Source organism: Proteiniphilum propionicum (genome assembly GCF_022267555.1).
In the GTDB taxonomy this organism is placed as follows: Bacteria; Bacteroidota; Bacteroidia; order Bacteroidales; family Dysgonomonadaceae; genus Proteiniphilum; species Proteiniphilum propionicum.
This window is the reverse complement of sequence record NZ_CP073586.1, coordinates 2,527,318-2,547,116: the sequence shown is the minus strand read 5'-3', so window position 1 is coordinate 2,547,116 and position 19,799 is coordinate 2,527,318. Positions and strand designations below refer to the sequence as shown.

Genomic DNA, 19,799 nt, shown 5'->3' with positions numbered 1-19,799 from the left:
GTAAATTTATATGAAGTTTGTGGTGAATAAAAAAATGTAAATCTTCGAACGCATCATGGTTGTATCTCTTTAAGAGAAACCGTCTGGAAGGCCATGTCAGCCTGGCTGCTCTCATACAGAATGCCAAGGGTGGAGTCGTTCACCGATGTGATGCAGGAATAGCCACGTCCGCTGTATTCATCAAGCAGGATCTGTTTCTCTTCGGGCCAGGTATTGCCACCGTCGTAACTCACTTTCAGGGTGATGTTATTCCGTTTTGAGGTAGATGCCGGATTGACAAACAGTAGCAACGATTTTTTCACACCATCCTCCATATAACGATGTGTATGGAGACTAGCCATGCAGGTGGGTTCTATAAGAGCTTTCCGGGAGGTGGGGTGTTCTTTCCAAGTCTCGCCCAGATCACTGGTAACAAACACCGATCGGCCGTTCACCTCCTCATTGCCCCTGTTGCGGTTATCCCGCATATTCAGCATCAGTGATCCGTCTTGGAGTTCAACCACGGCACACTCTGTCGTATTTTTGGTTGCCGGGTTACTTGTTTTCCATGTCTTTCCTCCATCTTTGCTCCAAGTAATATTAGAGAATGAGGTGCCATTTTCATCCCTACCTTGTGATGGAAAAACCAACGTGCCGTCAGTCATGGTGATTCCCTGTCCGGGTGCCGGCGCAAAGAGCCACCACTCCTTCTTTTTTACGGAGGTGATGTTGATTGGCTCGCTCCAGGTGAGGCCATCGTCGCTGCTTTTCGTAATCAGGAACTGGGAGGTTTCCTTTACACCAAAGCCGGGCTGAGAACCTTTCGCACGCCATTGGTGTAGCCACCGTGTGCTGTCGGCAGTCAAACCCTCAACCCATTTCCCTGTCTCCGCATCCAACAATCCGTGCATCCACAGGCCGGCCACATAAATGTCTCCTGTTCGATCATCCACCAGGATACAGGCATCGCTCACCCCATTATATTTCTCCGGCATGCCGCCCCACTCCTTCCTATCGAGTACCACCTGCATGGGGTCCCAAGTACGTCCGCCATCGAAGCTCCGGTTCAAGGCAATGTCCATATGACCCTGCAGGTCGCGCGCACTTTCGTAGCGTGCGTCATAGATTGCCAACAACGTACCTTTTTTTGAAGTAGCCAGACCGGGTATGCGTGAGGTGTGTACACCGTCCTGTCCATGTTGCCGAAGGGTCACACCTGTCCGCAGGGGCTGCGCGTCACTGTCGGGGAGGCGTAGCCTGCCCTTGTCGGTGACGATCTCGCTGCACTGTATGCCGATGCGGTGGGTGAGGTCAATCTCCTCCTTCAGGGTGACGGTCACCCAGAGGGTGAGTGTGTCTCCGGTCACGGGGAAGTGATCGGTAAAAGTGGCCATAGTGCCCTGCAGCACTGCCTCGCCCACCGTGATCCCAGTATCGGGAAGCCCTTTCTCGTTGGCTCCGAAGAGCGTCACCTTCGTGATATCGCCGATATCGGTGGTCCCCTTCAGCGAGAGCACCACCTTCTCCAGCGTATAGTCGCCCGGCTGCTGCCGTATCAATGCTATCTTCTGCACCGGGTTAAACTCTTTTCCGGTAAGCACAGGAAGCACCGGGGAGGTGAGGGAAACTCCCACCTCTCCGGTTGTTCCGCAGGAAATCAGCAGCAATGCCGCTATCAGTATGATTTCTTGTCTGATCATCTGTCTGTATGATTAATAGTTATACAGGTCTCTGGCTTCCTCATCGCTCAACGCTCTTTTATAGAGAATGTAATCATCGAGGTAACCGTTCAAAAAGTTCTCCGGGCTGAATGCCCCGCTGGTGATCCTGTAGTTACAGCCGATGTAGTAGGGCGTTCCGTCGATGGTTTTGATGTCCTTGCCCAGGTTGCTCACCTTCAGTACGCCGTCGATGTACATGTAGCCGTCCTTGCGGCCTGCCACCTCCTTGTAGATGCAGACAAAGTGGTGCCACTGGCCGTCGGTCATCGACTGATCCTTGTACTCGACCCAGTTACCGGCTTTGCCCTTCTGCTCCACGACAAAGCGGGCAAAGGGACTGGCCGGCTGGAAACGGAACCAGCTCTGACGGTTCTCGTTGTCGGGGCGTGCACCGGGGCCGGAGCCATGGTGATATACCGCCTGATTGCGCGTGATGGGAGGCACCTTGACCCAGAAGGCGACGGTGAAGTCGGACGTCTGGAAATCGAGATAACTGGTCTCCGGTACCGACAGGATGGCATAGTTGCCGGCGTCGGCGCTCATGAACTGCGCTGCCGTGCGTCCTTCCGCGCTGACACCACTATACCGCGTGTCGGCATTGAAGAGGATATTCACCTCACCCTTGCTGATGATGTCGGGGTTGAGTCCGTGAGGACCGGCATCGGCGCTGCTTCCGTCGAAGGGATAGAAGAGTACCAGCTCTTCCGCGGGGATGACCGAGACATATGCCTCCTTGGTGATGGTAGAGCTGTTGATCTCGTTGGAGGTGGTGAGTGTCACCTTGTACCGGCCCGCTGCGGCATAGGTCACGACGGGGTTCTGCTCGCCCGAGGTGGCGGGGGTTCCTCCCTCGAAGGCCCACGACCAGCCTGTGGCGTTGCCGGAGCTGTTATCCTGAAAATGGATGCTGCCGCCGGCATAGGTCATTCTTGCCTGGGCAGCAAAGTTGGCCGCAACAGAATATTTGTCGATCACCGTCAGGTAGTCTGTCATTGTCTTGCTCGATGAGGTGTTGGGGTTCGTGGCGGTCAACTTTACGGTGTAAATCCCCGGCACGAAGGTGAGAGAAGGGTGCTGCTCGCTGCTGGTGATTACCGCTCCCTCCAGAGGGGTAAACTCCCAGCGCCATTCGGTGGGATAACCCACGGAGAGGTCGGTGAAGGTGATGACATCTTCGTTGGTGGCGATGGTCTTGTCGGCAGTAAAGTCGACGGTGATCACCGACGGGTGGTTCACCGTGATGAACGACTCCCGCGTGATGGTCTGGGAGTTGCTGCCTCTGCCCACGACAAGGCGTACGCTGTAGGTCCCGGGTGTCTCGTACTTCACCTTCGGGCTGAAGAGGATGGAGCTGTCGGGCGATCCTCCCTCGAAATACCAGTTCCATTTGCTGGGGTTCCCCAGCGATTCATCCCTGAAGGAGACCTCTTCGCCGGCGACGATCTCCTGGGCGTCTGCGCTGAACTCAGGTGTCAGCACCTGTGCTGCCTCATCGGTGCAGGCAACCATCAGGGTGATGACGGCACAACCGAGTAAACAGAGTAATTTGATTGTCTTCATATGATTTGTCTTTTTTTGTATGATGATGCGGGTGACGGGGCACAGACGTGTGTCATGTTGCAATGCCCGGCCCTGCGGTTATTTTATTCGTTCCTTGTTGATTTTTTCGAAGCTGATCTTCTCGTAAGGGTTGTTGACTCCCCGTTCATAGAGAATGCCTACCTCACTGTCGGAGACCATCACGATGTCGGAGTAGGCCGAAGGGCCGCTGTGTACCACGTAGGAGGCCGGCCAGGTGGTGCCGTCGTCGCTGCTACGCCGCAAGGTCATATTCACCCTTTTGGAGCTGGCGGCATTGGAAAAGAAGAGCAGGTGCTCACCGTCGGTCGTGTGGTTGAGGATGCTCGCCTGGCAGGTGGGGTCGATCAGCGCATAGTCCTGCCGCGACGGGGACCAGCTTGCGCCGCCGTCGCTGCTGAAGGCAACCGTACGGTAGGGGCTAGCGTTCCGCATGTTGAGAACCAGGCGTCCGTCTGAGAGCTCCGCCACGGTAGATTCGTTGCCGCCCAGCGATTTGCCACCCATATGCCATGTCTCCCCCTTGTCGTCGGAGTAGATGACATGGGAGTACTGCTTCCGGCCTGTACCCACCTCTATGTAGTCGCAGGGTATGACCATCCTTCCCCGGTAGGGTTCTTTGGTCAGGACGATGCCATGGCAGGGGCCCGTGGCATACCATCCCCAGGAGAGGTCTTTCACCGAGGAGGTGATCTCCTTCGGACGTGTCCAGGTGAGGCCGTCATCGTCGGACCAGCTGTGGAACACCCGGCGAGTGTCGGTGCTGGTGCCGGCATTGATGGCCCCGATGTTGTCCTCTCCCAGGTTCCAGGTCATGAGCAGGTGTATTCTCCCGGTTTCGGGATCGACCACCGGACTGGGGTTGCCGCAGGTGTTGCCACCATCGTCCCATACCATGATGAGGGGGCTCCACGTCTTGCCATTGTCGACAGAGCGCCGCAGCACCAGATCGATATCGCCCTCATCCTTACAGTTTCTTTTCCTGCCCTCGGCGAAGGCCAGCAGCGTGTTCTTCTTCGTGCGGCTGACGGCCGGTATGCGGAAGCAGCTGTAGCCCTCCGTGGCCGCGCGGAAGATATCGGGAGCCGTGACGGATGTCTCTTCCGGGTCAGGATCCGGACCGGGCTTGTCGATGGGTGGTGTCTCGGCCGTGCACGCCGTGAAGAGCATCAACCCGATGAGGAAGAGCATGGATGAATAGTCGCTTCTCATTTGATATCGCTGATAGGGATGATTTTGAAATCGAGTCCTTCGGTATAGCGGTTTTTACCGCCTTCATAGAGGATGGCCACCTTGCCGCCCTCCAGCTCTACCATGTCGGAATAGCCGGAGTTGCCGGTGTAGACAACATAGCTGCCGTTCCAGGTGGCTCCGTTGTCGGCACTCCGGCGGATGGTCATGTTGGTACGCGTGGCTGCCGCCGCATTGGAGAGGAGCAGCGTGCTGCCGATGGTGAGGATGCTGCCCTGGCACTTGGCATCGAGCTGGGCGGCAGCCACTGCCGGGGTGGACCAGGTGAGACCGCCGTCGTTGCTCAGGCTCTGCTTGCGGTAGAAGCCGTCACTGGTACGCATGTTGAGGAGGAGTGAGCCGTCGGCCAGCTCAGCCACAGTGCATTCACCCACGCTACCCGCTGGGGTAGGGCTGCCCGCCTTCCAGGTGGTGCCGTAGTCGTCGGAGTAGATCACGTGGGAGTAGTCGACGACCCTGCCGTTCTCTCTGCGGGTGAAGTAACAGGGTGCCACCAGTCGTCCGGCGTGCGCACCTTTCTTCAGCTGGATGCCGTGTACAGGGCCCGTGCCGTACCAGTCCCAGGAGACATCCTTGACGGCTGAGGTGATCTCCGCGGGCTCGCTCCAGGTAACCCCTTCATCGTCGGACCAGGTGTAGTAGGCCCTGCGGGTATCTTTTCCGGTAGCATTCACCAGGGTGCTCCACTTGTCGTCGCCGTGGTTCCAGCTCATCAGCAGGTGCACCCTTCCCTTGTCGTCGACGATGGGTACGGGGTTGCCGCAGGTGTTGGCCCCGTCGTCCCATATCATGATCTGGCTGCTCCAGGTCTTGCCGTTGTCGGACGACCGCTTCACCACCATGTCGATATCACCCGTGTCGCCGTTGCTCCGCAGCTTGCGTGCCTCGGCGAAGGCGAGGAGTGTGCCGCCGTTGGTCTTCACGATGGCGGGGATGCGGTAGACTTCGTAGCCGGCGGTGGCCTGCCTGAATACATAGTTGAATTCAGAGACGGGTACGGGATCGGGGTTCGGGTCGGGATCGGGGTTGATCACTCCCCCTCCGTCGCCGCAGGCCGATAAGAGCATGGGCGTGAGGAGGAAAAGGATCAACCAGCATTTCTTACTGTAAAATATCATACTTACTTGTTTTTTTATCAGGGTGTGCTAAAATAGGAGGATGTACAGTCATGGACAGCGGTGTGCTGATGTCATCAGTTGCCAGTGTCATAACCTTCTGTCTGTATCAGGTTGGGATTCAGGTCGAGCTCTCTGAGCGGTATGGCCAGGTAGAGCGGGACAGTGACTCCCTCGTCGGCTTTCTTGCGGAGGTTGGGTACCACCTCATACACGTCGATGGTGCCGCCGAAGTGGAAGCGCAGCAGGTCGGGCCATCTCTTTCTCTCGAGGTAGAGCTCCCTGCCTCTCTCGTCCAGTATCTCCCTCTCCACGGAGAGACGGTCGGTGGCGCCGGTGTAGGGGCCGGTCTTTGCCCTGTTCCTCACCTTCTCCAGCTCGGCGATTGCCTCGGGGATCCTGTCGAGGGCTGCATAGGCCTCGGCCTTGAAGAGGTACATCTCGGCCAGGCGGTAGACCACGATGTCGGAGTCGTAGCTACGGTCGCCCTCGGTCTTGGTCCCGCGCATCTTGTTGTCGAAGATGCCGATGAGGTTGCCTGCCGCATCGACCGCCCTGATGTAGGACTGGTCTCGCCGCACGTCTGCCGCGTTCACCGCGAAGAGGGCCATCAGCTCGTTGCTGGGTGCATAGGTGCTGCGGGCACCACCCTTGGCATAGGGTATATCGTCCTTGTTGACCGCCTTCTCCACGAACACATCGCGTGGCTTCAGGCTCTGGCTGTACTGGGCATCCTTCTCGAAGATATTGAAGTGGATGGCGAAGATGACCTCTTTGCCTTTTTTGGTGGCGTAGATGTTGCCGAAGACCTCTTCGAGGGAGAGTCCTGCCGAAGCCTTGTCGGCAAGGGTGATCACCTCCTGCAGGTCCTGGTCGGTTCCGTCGAGCACCTTGGCCTTCCACAGGAGTATGTCGGCCTTTAGCGCCCATGCTGCCGGCTTGGAGGCACGGCCCTTGCCATTGGCATAACCTTCCTTTGGGAAGAGCTCGATGGCTTTGTTCACATCATCGAGTGCTTGCTGCAGCACCGCGGTAGCGGGCGACCGGGGCAGCTTGGGTTTGCTGGCACTCTCGGTGGGCTCCAGCTCGATCGGAGCATCGCCCCATACCCTCACCAGGTTGAAGTACATCATGGAGCGGATGAAATAGGTCTCGGCGAGGATGGCATTCTTCTCCGCTTCAATACCGAAAGGGATGGTCTCCACATTCTTGATCATCAGGTTGCAGTGATGGATCACCGCGTAGTAGTCGAGCCAGCTGTAGCCGTTCTGCGCAGTGAGGTTCTGTGCCCACAGGTTGGAGGGGCCTCCCTCCAGGCCGGTGGTGAAGGCATCGCCCCTGTCTTCAAAATGGAGCGTGGCGTTGGATACATCGCGTAGACGGGTATAGATACCCATCAGGTAGCTCTCGGCGTCGCCCTTCGAGTTCCAGTAATCATCGCCCGTGATGCTGGAGACGGTGTCCACCTCGAGCAGGTTGCAGGCATGCAGCAGGAGCAGTGACGTTGCGAAAAGCATGTATTTGATACTCTTTTTCATGATTCTGTTTATTTTATTTCATTTTGGCCACGGGCAACGGGCGATGATCATACACGGTGTGTGTGGCTGACCGGCAGACCCGTTTCATCCTGTAGCTGTTTATTGTTAGAAATTGATTCTTGCACCCATGTTATATTGTCTCGGGCGGGGATAGATGCCGTAATCCACACCGTTATAGATCTCGGGGAACATCCCTTCATACTTCTTCAGGTAACCCAGGTTATAGGCTCCGGCGAAGATTTCCACCTCTCCCAGATTCATCCGGGAGGTGAGTGAAGCGGGCAGCAGGTAGCTCAGTGATACCTCCCTGAAGGCGAGATAGTCGCCCTTAGTGAAGTAGAGGCTGTTGTTGGTGGATCCCTGGGCCGTGCTGCCGATCTGGTTGTCCCAGCGCATGTGATTGCGGTATTGGTAGTCGTAGTCGCTCTGCACCGTATACTTGGGATATCGGGTGCCGTCGCCGGCGCTCTGCCAGGTGTTGGTCATCGCCTCCTGGATGGCGTTGTTGTTGTTGCGGGAGCTGCCCATGATCTGGCCCTTGAAGCCGTTGTCGATCACATGGCCTATGGCCCAGTCCATCACGGCGCGTACGGTGAACCCCTTGAATCGGAGGGTGTTGGTGATTCCTCCCGTTTTGTCGGGGCGGATATAACCCATGAAGACCATGTCGCGCGAGTCGAGTCGTCCGTCACCGTTCACATCCTCGAAGCGTGAGTCGCCCGCATGCTTGGTTCTTCCCTGCGCGTTGGGGTCGGTAGGGGCGCCGGCTGCTTCTTCCTCGGTTTGGTAGGTGCCCAGGTAGTGAAAGGCCCAGCGGCCGCCGAAGCGTTCTCCTTCAGCCAGTCCGCCCACTTTCTTCTCCTCTCCTGTGGTTGGATCAAAGACGAAGTTACCGCCCACCCTGTTTTTATCCTCTCCGTTGAAGGGCAGTTTCTCCACCAGGCTCTGGTTGTAGGAGAAGGTGAGGCCCAGATCCCAGGTGAAATCTTTTGTTTGCACGGGTGTGGCGTTGAGCTCCACCTCGAAGCCGTTGTTGCGGATGGATCCGTAGTTGCTTTTGATGGAGCTGAAGCCGGTGGAGTACCAAAGCGGCTCATCGTAGAGACGGTCGTGTGTCAGCTTGTTGTAATAGTCGAGCAAGATATTCAGCCGGTTGTCGAAGAAGCCCAGGTCAACCCCGATGTCGTAGGAATCCGTCGTTTCCCAGCGCAGCTGCGAATTTTTCAGGGTGGTGTTGAGTATCCCCACCTTGCCCATGTAGTTGGTGCCGGTGATGGCATAGGCACCGCGTGAGTTGGCCACGCTCAGGTTGTTGTTGCCGGTACGTCCCCAGCTGGCGCGCCATTTCCAGCGGCTCACCACTTCGGCGAGAGAGGAGAAGAAACCTTCCCGGTGCATGTTCCATCCTGCCGACACCCCGGGAAAGATGCCCCACATCTTATCTTCCGCGAAGCGCGACGAGCCGTCGGTGCGCAGGCTGGCAGAGGCCATGTATTTGCCTTTGTAGTCGTAGCTCACGCGACCGAAGTAGCTGAGTGTGGCCTCGTAGGTCTTGGTAGAGCTCACCCGCTGGGTGCTGTCGGCCGTCGCATTGAGCGTGGGTATCAGGTCAATCATGGAGCCACTGCCGCTGCCGGAGAAACGGTAGCTATAGTCGTGGGTGTAGCTGGTGCCGGCAACTGCGGAGACGTTGTGGTTTTCACCCAGTTTCTTGTTGTAGGAGAGCAGCGCATCGCCCTGGAGATGCCTGTCGTAGTTGTGATTGGCCGATGCCGGACGGATGGTGTTGCCGGTAGTCTCGTTGTGTGCCTGGAAATAGTTCTCGATACCCTCCGTGCCGAAGTAGAAGAGGGAGGGGGAGAAGACCAGCCCGGGCAGGATGTCCCAGGTGGCAGCCGTCTGGAAGGTCGTCCTGTAGACAGTCACATCATCGTAGCGTGTCTTGTAGTAGATCTCATGGAGCCTGCTCCTGAAGGAGGAGATCCCTTCGCCGGGTGCCGGTGTGCCGTCTTCGTAGTAGAGACGGTAGGTGGGGGGTGTGAGGATGCTGCGCGAGATGGTGTTGGCCGTGTTGCCGCCGCCGATGGCGTCCCTCACCTGCAGGTTGGCCTTGGTGGAGAGGCTCCACTTGTCGCTCAGCTTATAGTCGCCGTTGAACAGGGCGCTGTAGTTCTTGTAGTTGGTGCCCCGCAGGATCCCATCCTGGTCCATGTAGCGGAGGCCGATGTAGTAGTTGCCGTTGTCGTTGCCGCCGGATACGCTCAGGTCGTACTCCTGCTTTTGTCCGGTGGTGAAGGTGGCATCCTGGAAGTCGTTGTCCTGAAAGATCAGCTGGCGGCCGGTGACGGGATCCTGCATGGTCTCCCATCCCTGGTTTCCGAGCAGGTCGCTCACATACTGCTGGCCGTAGTTGGCGAGGTACACATCCAGGAACTCGAGCGTGTTCTTCGCATTTCTGGGATTGCCAGTGGACATGCCGAAGGAGCCACTGAGGAACTTGGCCTGGTCCTGCTTACCGTTGTAGGTGAGTTCGGGCTGGTTGAACTTGGCGATATTGCTGCGGGTGAGGTAGATATAATCTCTGGCATTGAGCAGGGGTATCCGCTCGGGCTGCATCTCGATGCCGTAGGTATAACGTAAGCTGACCTTCGCCTTGCCTTTCCTCCCCGATTTTGTTTTGATCAAGATGATCCCGTTGGCAGCCCTGGAGCCATAGATGGCTGTCGATGCCGCATCCTTGAGCACCTCTACCGACTCTATATCGGCAGGATTCATATCGGAGATATTCCTAAAGCCCTGGGAGACGATACCGTCGATGATGAACAGGGGGGCGTCACCCTCGGGAGAAGTGGAGCTACCACCACGGATGAATACCTGCGGGTTGGCGCCGGGCTGTCCGCTGGATACCTGCAACGAGAGGCCGGCCACCTTGCCCTGAAGTTGTAACAATGGATTTTGACCCGGTGTCTTCAGGAACTCTTCTTCCCCCACTTTCGAAATGGAGTGAGTGAGCAGGGCACGGGACTGTTTCCCGTAGGCGATTGCCACAAACTCCTCCAGCTCAACAGTGGAGAGCTGCATCTCAACGCGCAGCTGCTTCGGTTCCGTGATGTTGATCTCCTGAGTTCTGAATCCCACGAAGGAAAACAGCAGGGTGGATCCTTTCGGAACGGTGATCCGGAAGATACCGTCGATATCGGTGACTGTTCCCTGGGTAGTACCCTTGACTACGACAGAAACACCAGGCAGTGTCTCTCCCTCATTGTCGTATACTGCTCCCGAAACGGATATATCCTGTGCCAGAAGATGCGACAGTGAAGTAAATATAAAAACAAATAAGACCAAAAATCGATAATTTTTTCTCATCTTTGTTATGATTTTAAGATAATTGTGTTTTAAAATTATTCCAGGAAGGGGTACTGTTGGCAGGACATACCCCTTTCTCTATTTTTTCAGGCAACCAATCTGCTCCAGGTCGCTCCTGAGGGCAACATACTCCTCTTTACTGAATGAGGCCAGGGGGGAACGGCACTCACCGCATTCCATTCCGATAAGGTTCATGATGGCTTTGCCACCTCTTACGCCTCCTCCATATTTAATGATGACCTTTACTGTTTCAACTGACTGAATCTGATAAGCACGTGCCTTCTCAATATCACCGTCTCTCATTGCTTTCATTATATTTAAATATACGCCGGGTATATAGTTATACGTACTTCCCACACCGGCTACGGCTCCGAGTGCTAATCCACAAATCAGTGTCTCGTCGAAGCCATGCAACACCTCAAATGCCCCGTTATCCAGCTGAATACAGTCGCCCATTTCCATCAGGTTGTTGTGTGTAAACTTCACTCCGGCCAGGTTGGGAATAGTTTTTTTCCCTTCGTGAAGAAATTGTGCAACCGAAAGGTTTACCCCGGTCATGGAGGGCATGTTGTAGTAATAGAATGGCAATTGAGGAGCGGAAGAAGCAATGGGCGTAAAGAAATCGATCAGATCCTTCACTTTTTCAGGCTTGAAAAAAGAAGGGGCGATACATCCGATTCCATCTGCGCCTTTCACTGCAGCATGACGTGCCAGCTCCATTGCCTCGCGCTGGTTATTGCTGCCCACATGGGCAATAATTTGAAAGTCTCCTTCACCACGTTTTATCCATTCCTCCAAGATCAGTTTTCTTTCGACAGTGGTGAGGGAAGTAAACTCTCCTGTCGTCCCGCAAACAAATACACCCGATATTCCGGAATCTTTAATATGCTGTGCATATTTTCTGATCACAGAATAATTTATATCGCTGTTAGTATCAACGGGTGTAAAGGTTGCAGCAATTAGCCCTTTTAGTTTTTTGTAATTGTTCATAGATATTTTAATTGGTAAATATACTTTTTGTGTTCGGCTGATGATTACAAGGATGAAAAAGCCTTATAAACACTTTAAATAGCAACATCGCACTGTACCGATCAAATCAACCGTTTTGCTGAGCAATGTGATATTGATTTCTTTGACTGATAAAAATTCTGTAAACCTCAAAATGCTCCTCCAAGGCCTTTCTATACCTGTCTTCGTCTCCATCTTTTAGTAACTGTAGCAAGTCCTGATGGGTTACAATCCGCCCTTCCTCTTTTAAACGGATATTAATGGGTGCCAGAAACTCCTGAAATTTGTCCTTCACAAATGTCATCACAGGATGAATGATATTCTGGAATTCGGAGATAGTTTTGTTGCCAGTTATTTTATAAAGCTTTGTGTGAAAAGCAAATTCACTAAAAGGAGCATATTCGTTGTTTTCATACATGATTCCTACATTCACAATCTCTTCCAGATCTGCAATATCATCAGGAGTAATTTTTCGGAATATTTCACTACAAATGCCTATTTCAAGAACAATCCTAAATCCGAGAATATCAAAGAGGGTATCTTCACTTAGAATTCTCGGATCAACAGCACGTTTCATTCCGCCGAATATAGAAGGCTCGGAAAGTACCATGCCCCGTCGTGTGCGTGTCTCCACTATTCCCATCATCTTCAGTCGGCTTAATGCCTCCCGTACTACACTCCTCGACACCCCCAATGAGACGGTTAATTCCATTTCATTAGGAATAGCATCTCCTTTTTGCAAGTCCTTCTCTTTGAAATAGTTCAAAAGCCTGTCCTCGACCTGATCTACCAGTGTAGTTGAATTGTTTTGAATCCTAAGCCTTTCCATCGTAAGATTATTTTCAAATATATTTTCTCACTTAAAAATGAGCGATGTTTTCAGATAAAAATGCACAACAGATATTATTAATCTGATTTGTCTGACAAATAAATGAAGAATATTTTAAATATTTGTTATAAAACCTGATATTTAACAATAATATAACTTTTATTAACGCATTGAGAGGTGAAATTTATTGCAGACTACATTCATTTATTTCCAGAGGTAAAAGTAACCGATAACGTCGATGTAATCGTACTACTGCGTCGCTCGTAACGGTACCGAGGAGTCTCTGCAAACAGTACTGCATAATGAGCTGTATGTCTTCACTCACAAATGTAATTTATTTTTTCTTTCTTTTACGCATAGACTTAGAAAAGGAAAAATAAGTACAACTGAATAAAATTATTAACTTTGTCAATGATCTTTCAAATAGGTAGAAAAAATATGAATTATAGTGGCACGGTTTGAACCGAAAAGAGTGGCACTATCAGAAATACACAGTTGCAAATAAAATTACCCCTCTTATAGATTCTGCAATAGATATAATAAACCACTAGTGTCCACTAAAAAATTGGCACTGTATAAATATTAAAAAACAAACAAACTTGGTTCACTTGAACCGCATCGTTCATTGACATTATTGAAGTTAGATTTGTTGAGCAAGTCTTTTAAATTGGCCTTGTCCGTTAGTGACATGCTGAGTATTTGAAGCATCTCATAGACGGTGCATTCGAGTTTCAAATCATGATGTACGATAGCCACAAGACAGTAAGTGGTGATCGCTGAGTATATCTGGATACGGACTGCATTCTCAGTTACACCCCAGAATTTTTGGATATTGAGATGCTGTTTCATCCATTTGAAAAACAGCTCAATCTGCCATCTGTTCTTGTAAAGAAGTGCAACTTGCAATGCGCCAAGGCTAAAAACGTTGGTAAGAAACGTGAACTCCCGGTCTTGATCTTCGTCGTAGAAGACAATTTTTCGCAAGGGTTTCGGGTAATGCTTTTCGCTCATATATCCGGTGAATATCACCACACAATCTGAGCGAACGTTTTTGGGCATCCTTCTTTTCCATCTTACAGCCTTGCATTGCAGATTGTTCTTGGCTCTCACCACAAACATTGATCGAATCTCGTTGATCTTAAACAAGCGTTTGAAGTCATTGTAGCCACGGTCGAAGACATAGAAGGAGCCGGGTTCATAGGGAATGACATCCATAGCATTTACATCATTGACTGCTGCGGGAGTGATATGGAAAAACGTTGGGATCTGGGTTTCCAGATCAAACAGGGTATGGATTTTAACTCCTCCCCTGGTCTTTCTGAAACGAGCCCATTGATAAACGTTCAAACATAGGTCAATGGTGATAGAATCAAAGGCATAGACTTTTCCTCCCAGCTTGAAGATATTGTCCATACGTTTTGATTGGGCTTTGCCAACCATGTAGTATGCAAATTCTTCAAAGATCCGATAGTCACGATTGGTATTTGCTTTGGATAGATTGCTTAGTTTGACATCACTGCCAAACCCGAGATGATAGCCTTTTCCCCGATGTGCACCAATAGCCATTGCCAGATCCCTCAGGCTTTTTCTATTGCAGAGTTGGCCGAACATGAGAACAAGCAGTTGATTCCAGCAGGTGAAAGACTTGATATAGCGGTTTCCTTGGTACTTATCCACGATATGCCTGAACTTGTCGGCATTTAGGAACTCGACTAATTGGGCAAAAACGAACTTCTCTTTATGCATAATGTATTGTATATCAATACAAAGATAAATTGAAATCGTCGCACCCCAAAAGACGCTACAACCATCTAATATTCAATAATTTCAAAGAGCTTTTGCGAATTTTTAGTGGACACTAATGATATTTTTTTACTAACATACCGTTTCATTGAAAAGAAAGTGATAAATTGAAAGACTTTTAAAAATATTATTATGCAGAAAGAAATTGATATAATACAAAAACACGCAAAAGAGCTAAAAAAACTAGAACAAAGTGAACAATATCTCTTCGATTCCTTGAATACTAAATCTAAATCTGAAATTGAAGGATTGATAAGTGATTTCAGCTTTGTCCGTTCTGATTTTTCCGCAACTCTATTTCAACCTGTTAACTTATTGCGGTTTGACATTCTTCATTTATTGAGAGAAGGTGTTCAAATTAGTTCTGAAACTGTTGAAAATATTAAGTCTAGAATAATTGAGAAAGACAAAGAATATTTTTCAAAGTACGGTGACATATTAGTAAATGCTTTAACAAATTATCCTCAAAAAAAGAAATCTCCTTTCGTTAACTGGCAAAGGAATTATTGTATTTTCTTTCCATTCTTTTATACTAATCCAATAAAGAATGAAACAAGTTCTGCATTAAGTAAAGTTGTAAATGGACTTCAGAAAGTATTAAAACTGAAAAATTACAAAAGTCATATTGTCGATTTTGATGGACCTCAAAATTACGGCACATCATATTGTTGGATTGCTAGTTTTCCAGAAAAAAAGATTTCTCACAGAAAAGCATATCAGTTATTTCTAAAAATTAGTGCTGAGAAAATTGAAGCTGGAATTTTAGCAGGCTGGGATATTAATGATAAAACATCTAACACTCTTGAGGATTTTAGTTTAATAGAAGAAGTTGTTGAAAAACTTAAAGCTTCAAAAGAAACTGTTGAAAGAAAAAATAATGCTTTAATTAATTATTGGAAATTCGCACCAGGAGAAAACGGTGTCTATTGGGATGAGTTTTATAAAGAAAATATAATTGCTATTGGTTGGGATGATTTAGCCGACTTAAAGACTTATACAACAGAAACACTTGCAGAAGATTTAGGCGTTGAGAATTTAGATAATTCTAATCAGATCTGGAATATTGAGAATTTTCGGGATGCAAGTATTGGAGATGTTGTTATAGCCAATAAAGGAAAAAGCAAGGCCCTTGGGATTGGTGTCATAACTGGCGAATACGAGTATAAACCTGAAAGGAAAGAAAACAAACATATCAGAAAGGTGAAATGGTTAATCAATCAATTGGTTGATTTTGAAAAGACCATTTTCAGGCCTGACACCTTTACACCAACTTTAAAATGGAGCAATATAAAAGAGAAATACGTTCGAAGCAATCCTGCATTCGAAAAAATTTTTAACGACTTAGAATCAGGAAAGGATATACTGCCACCACCAAAAGCATTACCAAAAGACTCTGAATCACAGAATTTTTGGTGGTTAAATGCTAATCCTAAAATCTGGCGTATTGACAGTTACGAACTTGGAGATATTCAATCTTATACATCACATAACGATAAAGGGAACAAACGCAGAATTTATAAATATTTTGAAGAAGTAAAACCAGGTGATTTGGTAATTGGATACGAGAGCACACCGGTTAAACAAATTAAAGCAATCTTTGAAATTACTGAAGGGTTGCACATTGATGATAATGAAGGAGAAATAATAAGCTTTGAAATTAAAGAAATTGTCAAGGACCCCATTTTATGGGATGAATTAAAGGAAACTAAAGGACTTGAAAAATGCGAAGTCTTTATAAATAATCAAGGAAGTTTATTTAAACTCACAGCTGATGAATTCGACATAATACGTGATTTAATTGATGAAAAGAACATCATTACTGAAAAGGCAATTGAGAAAGTCGAAATAAGGGACTATTCATTTTCAGATGACCCCGAAAAACCATTTTTGGAAGGACATGAAATAAACGAAATCATTCATTCACTTGAAATTAAGAAGAATATTGTCCTTCAAGGGCCTCCCGGAGTTGGAAAAACATTCGTAGCAAAAAAGATTGCTTATGAAATGATGAAAAATACCGATGATACAAAAATCAGGATGATTCAATTTCATCAGTCTTATGCATATGAAGATTTTATTCAAGGAATTCGACCTTCGGAAAAAAGTTTCAAGGTTAAAAATGGCATTTTCTATGATTTTTGTAAAAAGGCAGAATCAGAGCCTGACCAAAAGTTCTTCTTTATAATAGACGAAATAAACAGAGGGAATCTTAGTAAGATTTTTGGTGAATTAATGATGCTAATTGAGTCTGATAAAAGAGGTAAATACAGCGTTCCGTTAACCTACTCCGAAAAGGATGATGCCTTATTTTCAGTTCCAGAGAACCTATATCTAATTGGTACAATGAATACTGCCGACCGTTCATTAGCTATTGTTGACTATGCTTTACGTAGGCGATTCAGGTTTATTACTTTGGAACCTAAATTTAACAGCAGGTTTAAAGATTTCCTCGGCTCTAAAGGATTTTCAAGAGATTTTATACAGGAAATATCTTCAAAGCTTAATTTACTTAATGCAAAAATAAAATCCGATAAAAATTTAGGCTCCGGCTTTTTGATAGGGCATAGTTTTTTTTGCAATGCAAATTCTGAAAATGAAAGAAAGTGGTTCGATAATATTGTAAAGTTTGAGATAAAACCCTTATTGGAGGAATACTGGTTTGATGATAGTGAAAAAGTTAATCATGAAATAAATCTGCTTCTGTCGTAATTATGCAAATACCAATTCAAAATATCTATTATTTGCTATGTTATGCCTGGAATAAGCTTGAAGAAAGTGACATAGTCAATGTAAATGAAATTGATTCTACCGAACTAATAGATTTATTTGCAAAAGTCCTTTCAAATAGTTGTTCACGATTATTAAAACAGGGTTTGGATAGATATTACGTTGAGCACGAAGATACAATAATGGGCATTAAAGGGAAGTTTAATTTTTCAGCAACAATAAAACAAAATGTTCTTCCATTAAGTAAAACAAGTTGTATTTACGATGAGTTTGATTACGATATTTTACACAACCAAATTCTAAAAACGACAATCGGTAAATTATTAAGAACAAAGAATCTAGATTCATCATTAAAAGAAGAGTTACATAAAATTTATGTGAAATTGCCGCCCATCTCCGAAATAGTTATTCGGAAGTCTTTATTTAATCAAATTAGGCTACATCGCAATAATTATCACTATGATTTCATTTTAAAAGTATGCCAAATTGTAAATGAAAATCTATTTATTGACGAGACCAAAGGAAACTATAAATTCAAAGATTTTACTCGGGAAGAGAAGTCAATGGCAAGGTTATTTGAAGCTTTTGTAAGAAATTTTTATAAGGTTGAAACTGACCTTTCTGTTTCAAGTGACTCAATTACATGGCAGTTTGAGTCAGAATTTGCAGAGGATTTAGAAATGTTACCTACAATGCTGACAGACATAACCTTACAAACCAAAAATCAAAAAATAATAATTGACACAAAGTATTACAAGGATGCATTTCAAACCAGATATGATAAACAAAAAATAAATTCGGGTAATTTATATCAACTATTTGCATATTTAAAAAATCAAGAGACTGATTCTGACCTTACGGTAAACTGCGAAGGGATTTTATTATATCCTTCAGTTCAAAATAATTTTGTCCATTCTTTCAAATACAAAAAACATAGAATAAGAATTATGTCTATAAACTTAAATCAAGATTGGCAAAATATACGGACAGAATTACTTAAGATTGTAGTATGAAGACGATTCTGACAAACAACTATGAGCTACTCCAAACGAAAAACAAACATGAAACAACTTTTTTACGGAAATACGCATTTGTCTTTTCAATATTGATATTAAATCATAATTTTGCATTATATATATTGTAAAATAAGGAATCATGGGATACTTTGAAGAACTCAAAAAATTTCTGGAACAAGCAAATACTGGTAATCTTAAAACAAAACATTATAAATCCGAGTATTTAAATATCAAAGTAAAGGTTAGTTTTGGACAAGGTGTTCCCGCAAAAATTCCATGGATATCTTTTTTGAAAGAGCCGAACACCACAAGTCATGGAATTTATCCTGTCTATCTTTATTACAAGGAGAACAATATTCTCATACTGGCCTATGGTATAAGCGAAACAACTGCTCCTGCCAACAACTGGGAAGATATAAAATCCAAATGTAAGCTACCCCTTTTTAGGACAGTCTTTGATTAGACTGCTAAATTAGTTATTTATGTATACAATGTTATGATGTCGGACAGATTTTTGATAAGCCACTCCCAATACTAGACGATACAGCGGGCAAGACTGCCCGCCAGGGCACTCGTCTTGGCCTTGACCGCTGTAGTGGCTAGTGTTACCTTTGCTTGTCAAAACATCTGTCATACTGCTTCCTTTCGTTTTATCAGTTCTTCCCTATACTCAAAGGGTGTCATGTTGTCCAACGCCTCATGGGGCCGTTCTTCGTTGTAGTCATTCCGCCAGGCTTCTGTCAGTTCCCTGACTTCAGACAAGTTTCGGAAAATGTATCTGTCAAGTACAGCCCTTCTGTAGCTTCCGTTGAAGCGTTCAATGTAGCCGTTCTGGGTGGGTTTACCAGGCTGAGTATACATAATGTTTATCTCATTGCCTTTACACCAATCTTTGAACACCTGGGCGATAAACTCAGGACCATTGTCGCAGCGTATGTTCTTTGGTTTGCCATTAAGCCATATGACCTTTTCCAGAACTTTGATGACACGCTTTGCCGGCATGGACATCGATATCTCCTGTGTCACGGCAATCTTGCAGGCATCATCTATGATATTAAGAACACGGAATTGTCTTCCGCACTCAATCCTGTCACTGACAAAGTCAATGGACCAGGTAACATTGGGCTCTTTAGGCATAACCAGAGGATTCTTCACCCTTGCAGGCAGACGTTTCTTCAAACGGCTTCGCTTCTCATAGTGCATTGCCTTGTAAACCCTGTAAACCTTCTTGTGGTCCCATGTCTTACCCTCACGTCTCAGCCTTGAATAAATCTTCCAGAAGCCATCACCGAAGTTGGCGGCAGCACGGATTGCGTCTTCAACTTCAGTGTCATCTTTCTTGTCAGTATAATAGAAGTAGGAGCGATGGATGTCCATCAGCTTGCACGCCCGAGAGATGCTTACACCATATTCTTCCACTATATCTCCTGCCAATTCCTTCTTTACCTCGGGCTCTAGAGTTTTTTTTCGATGACCTCCTTCAGTATCTTGTTGTCAAGTGCAAGGTCAGCATACATCTGTTTCAACGTGCGGTTCTCATCTTCAAGCTCTTTGAGACGTTTAACCTGACTGATCTCCATTCCACTATACTTGGACTTCCAATTATAAAGGGTAGCCCTGGATATATTGTAGTCACGAGCTACAACTGCGGCATCCACCCCACTTTCAAGTTGATGGACTGCCTTTACCTTCTCTGACTCACTGTGTACTTTTTTTTTCATTTTATTTCCTATGCCAAACAAAGTTAATAATTTTGTCTAACTCGGAACTGTCCTACAAATAGGGAAGGTTACACAAACAGACTATTAATGAATATTTTGCAACGAATTTTTCTAAAAAACCAGATAGATACGGGAGTTCATATATCT

At 47.3% G+C, this 19,799-nt stretch carries 14 protein-coding genes; 3 read left to right on the top strand and 11 right to left on the bottom strand.

All coding sequences use genetic code 11. From position 1 onward, the window contains the following. Positions 1-53: 53 nt before the first annotated feature. From KDN43_RS10345 to KDN43_RS10305, 9 genes are all read right to left on the bottom strand, one after another. Positions 54-1,679, bottom strand: coding sequence for a sialidase family protein (locus tag KDN43_RS10345; RefSeq protein ID WP_238865960.1), 1,626 nt, complete (start codon positions 1,677-1,679; stop codon positions 54-56). Positions 1,680-1,691: 12 nt separating this feature from the next. After that, on the bottom strand, positions 1,692-3,260 hold the full coding sequence (locus KDN43_RS10340; RefSeq protein WP_238865958.1) for a PKD domain-containing protein: 1,569 nt from the start codon (positions 3,258-3,260) through the stop codon (positions 1,692-1,694). A 78-nt stretch (positions 3,261-3,338) separates the two neighbouring features. Continuing rightward, entirely contained in the window at positions 3,339-4,490 is a 1,152-nt protein-coding gene (locus KDN43_RS10335; protein WP_238865956.1) for a sialidase family protein, read from the bottom strand. Further along, the gene (locus KDN43_RS10330; RefSeq protein WP_238865954.1) at positions 4,487-5,647 is read right to left on the bottom strand and encodes a sialidase family protein; all 1,161 of its coding nucleotides are present in this window, start codon (positions 5,645-5,647) and stop codon (positions 4,487-4,489) included. The genes KDN43_RS10335 and KDN43_RS10330 overlap by 4 nt, the downstream gene beginning before the upstream one ends. A 74-nt stretch (positions 5,648-5,721) precedes the next feature. Beyond that, complete coding sequence (locus KDN43_RS10325; RefSeq protein ID WP_238865952.1) at positions 5,722-7,182, bottom strand: RagB/SusD family nutrient uptake outer membrane protein; 1,461 nt, start codon at positions 7,180-7,182, stop codon at positions 5,722-5,724. A 105-nt stretch (positions 7,183-7,287) separates the two neighbouring features. Continuing rightward, the gene (locus KDN43_RS10320) at positions 7,288-10,548 is read right to left on the bottom strand and encodes a SusC/RagA family TonB-linked outer membrane protein (protein ID WP_238865949.1); all 3,261 of its coding nucleotides are present in this window, start codon (positions 10,546-10,548) and stop codon (positions 7,288-7,290) included. 78 nt (positions 10,549-10,626) lie between these two features. After that, positions 10,627-11,538: a dihydrodipicolinate synthase family protein gene (locus KDN43_RS10315; RefSeq protein WP_238865947.1), complete on the bottom strand. Its 912-nt coding sequence runs from the start codon at positions 11,536-11,538 to the stop codon at positions 10,627-10,629. A gap of 106 nt (positions 11,539-11,644) precedes the next feature. Continuing rightward, positions 11,645-12,385, bottom strand: a complete 741-nt coding sequence (locus KDN43_RS10310) for a FadR/GntR family transcriptional regulator (protein ID WP_238865945.1) — start codon at positions 12,383-12,385, stop codon at positions 11,645-11,647. Between the two features lie 582 nt (positions 12,386-12,967). Next, complete coding sequence (locus KDN43_RS10305; protein ID WP_238865944.1) at positions 12,968-14,131, bottom strand: IS4 family transposase; 1,164 nt, start codon at positions 14,129-14,131, stop codon at positions 12,968-12,970. Positions 14,132-14,320: 189 nt separating this feature from the next. Between KDN43_RS10305 and KDN43_RS10300 the strand changes: the two genes are divergently transcribed. The 3 genes from KDN43_RS10300 (at position 14,321) to KDN43_RS10290 (ending at position 18,394) form a co-directional block, all read left to right on the top strand. After that, on the top strand, positions 14,321-16,897 hold the full coding sequence (locus KDN43_RS10300) for an AAA family ATPase (protein ID WP_238865942.1): 2,577 nt from the start codon (positions 14,321-14,323) through the stop codon (positions 16,895-16,897). Positions 16,898-16,899: 2 nt separating this feature from the next. Further along, positions 16,900-17,928, top strand: coding sequence for a 5-methylcytosine-specific restriction endonuclease system specificity protein McrC (gene mcrC / locus KDN43_RS10295; protein WP_238865940.1), 1,029 nt, complete (start codon positions 16,900-16,902; stop codon positions 17,926-17,928). Between the two features lie 142 nt (positions 17,929-18,070). After that, positions 18,071-18,394 carry an MrcB family domain-containing protein gene (locus KDN43_RS10290; protein WP_238865938.1) on the top strand — a complete coding sequence of 108 codons (324 nt, stop codon included), beginning with the start codon at positions 18,071-18,073 and terminating at the stop codon, positions 18,392-18,394. A gap of 167 nt (positions 18,395-18,561) precedes the next feature. On the opposite strand, the gene KDN43_RS10285 is transcribed toward KDN43_RS10290, so the two are convergent. Both KDN43_RS10285 and KDN43_RS10280 read right to left on the bottom strand, forming a co-directional pair. Further along, entirely contained in the window at positions 18,562-19,365 is an 804-nt protein-coding gene (locus KDN43_RS10285; RefSeq protein ID WP_238865935.1) for an IS3 family transposase, read from the bottom strand. Between the two features lie 20 nt (positions 19,366-19,385). Then, entirely contained in the window at positions 19,386-19,652 is a 267-nt protein-coding gene (locus KDN43_RS10280) for a transposase (RefSeq protein ID WP_238841705.1), read from the bottom strand. Between the last annotated feature and the right edge of the window lie 147 nt (positions 19,653-19,799).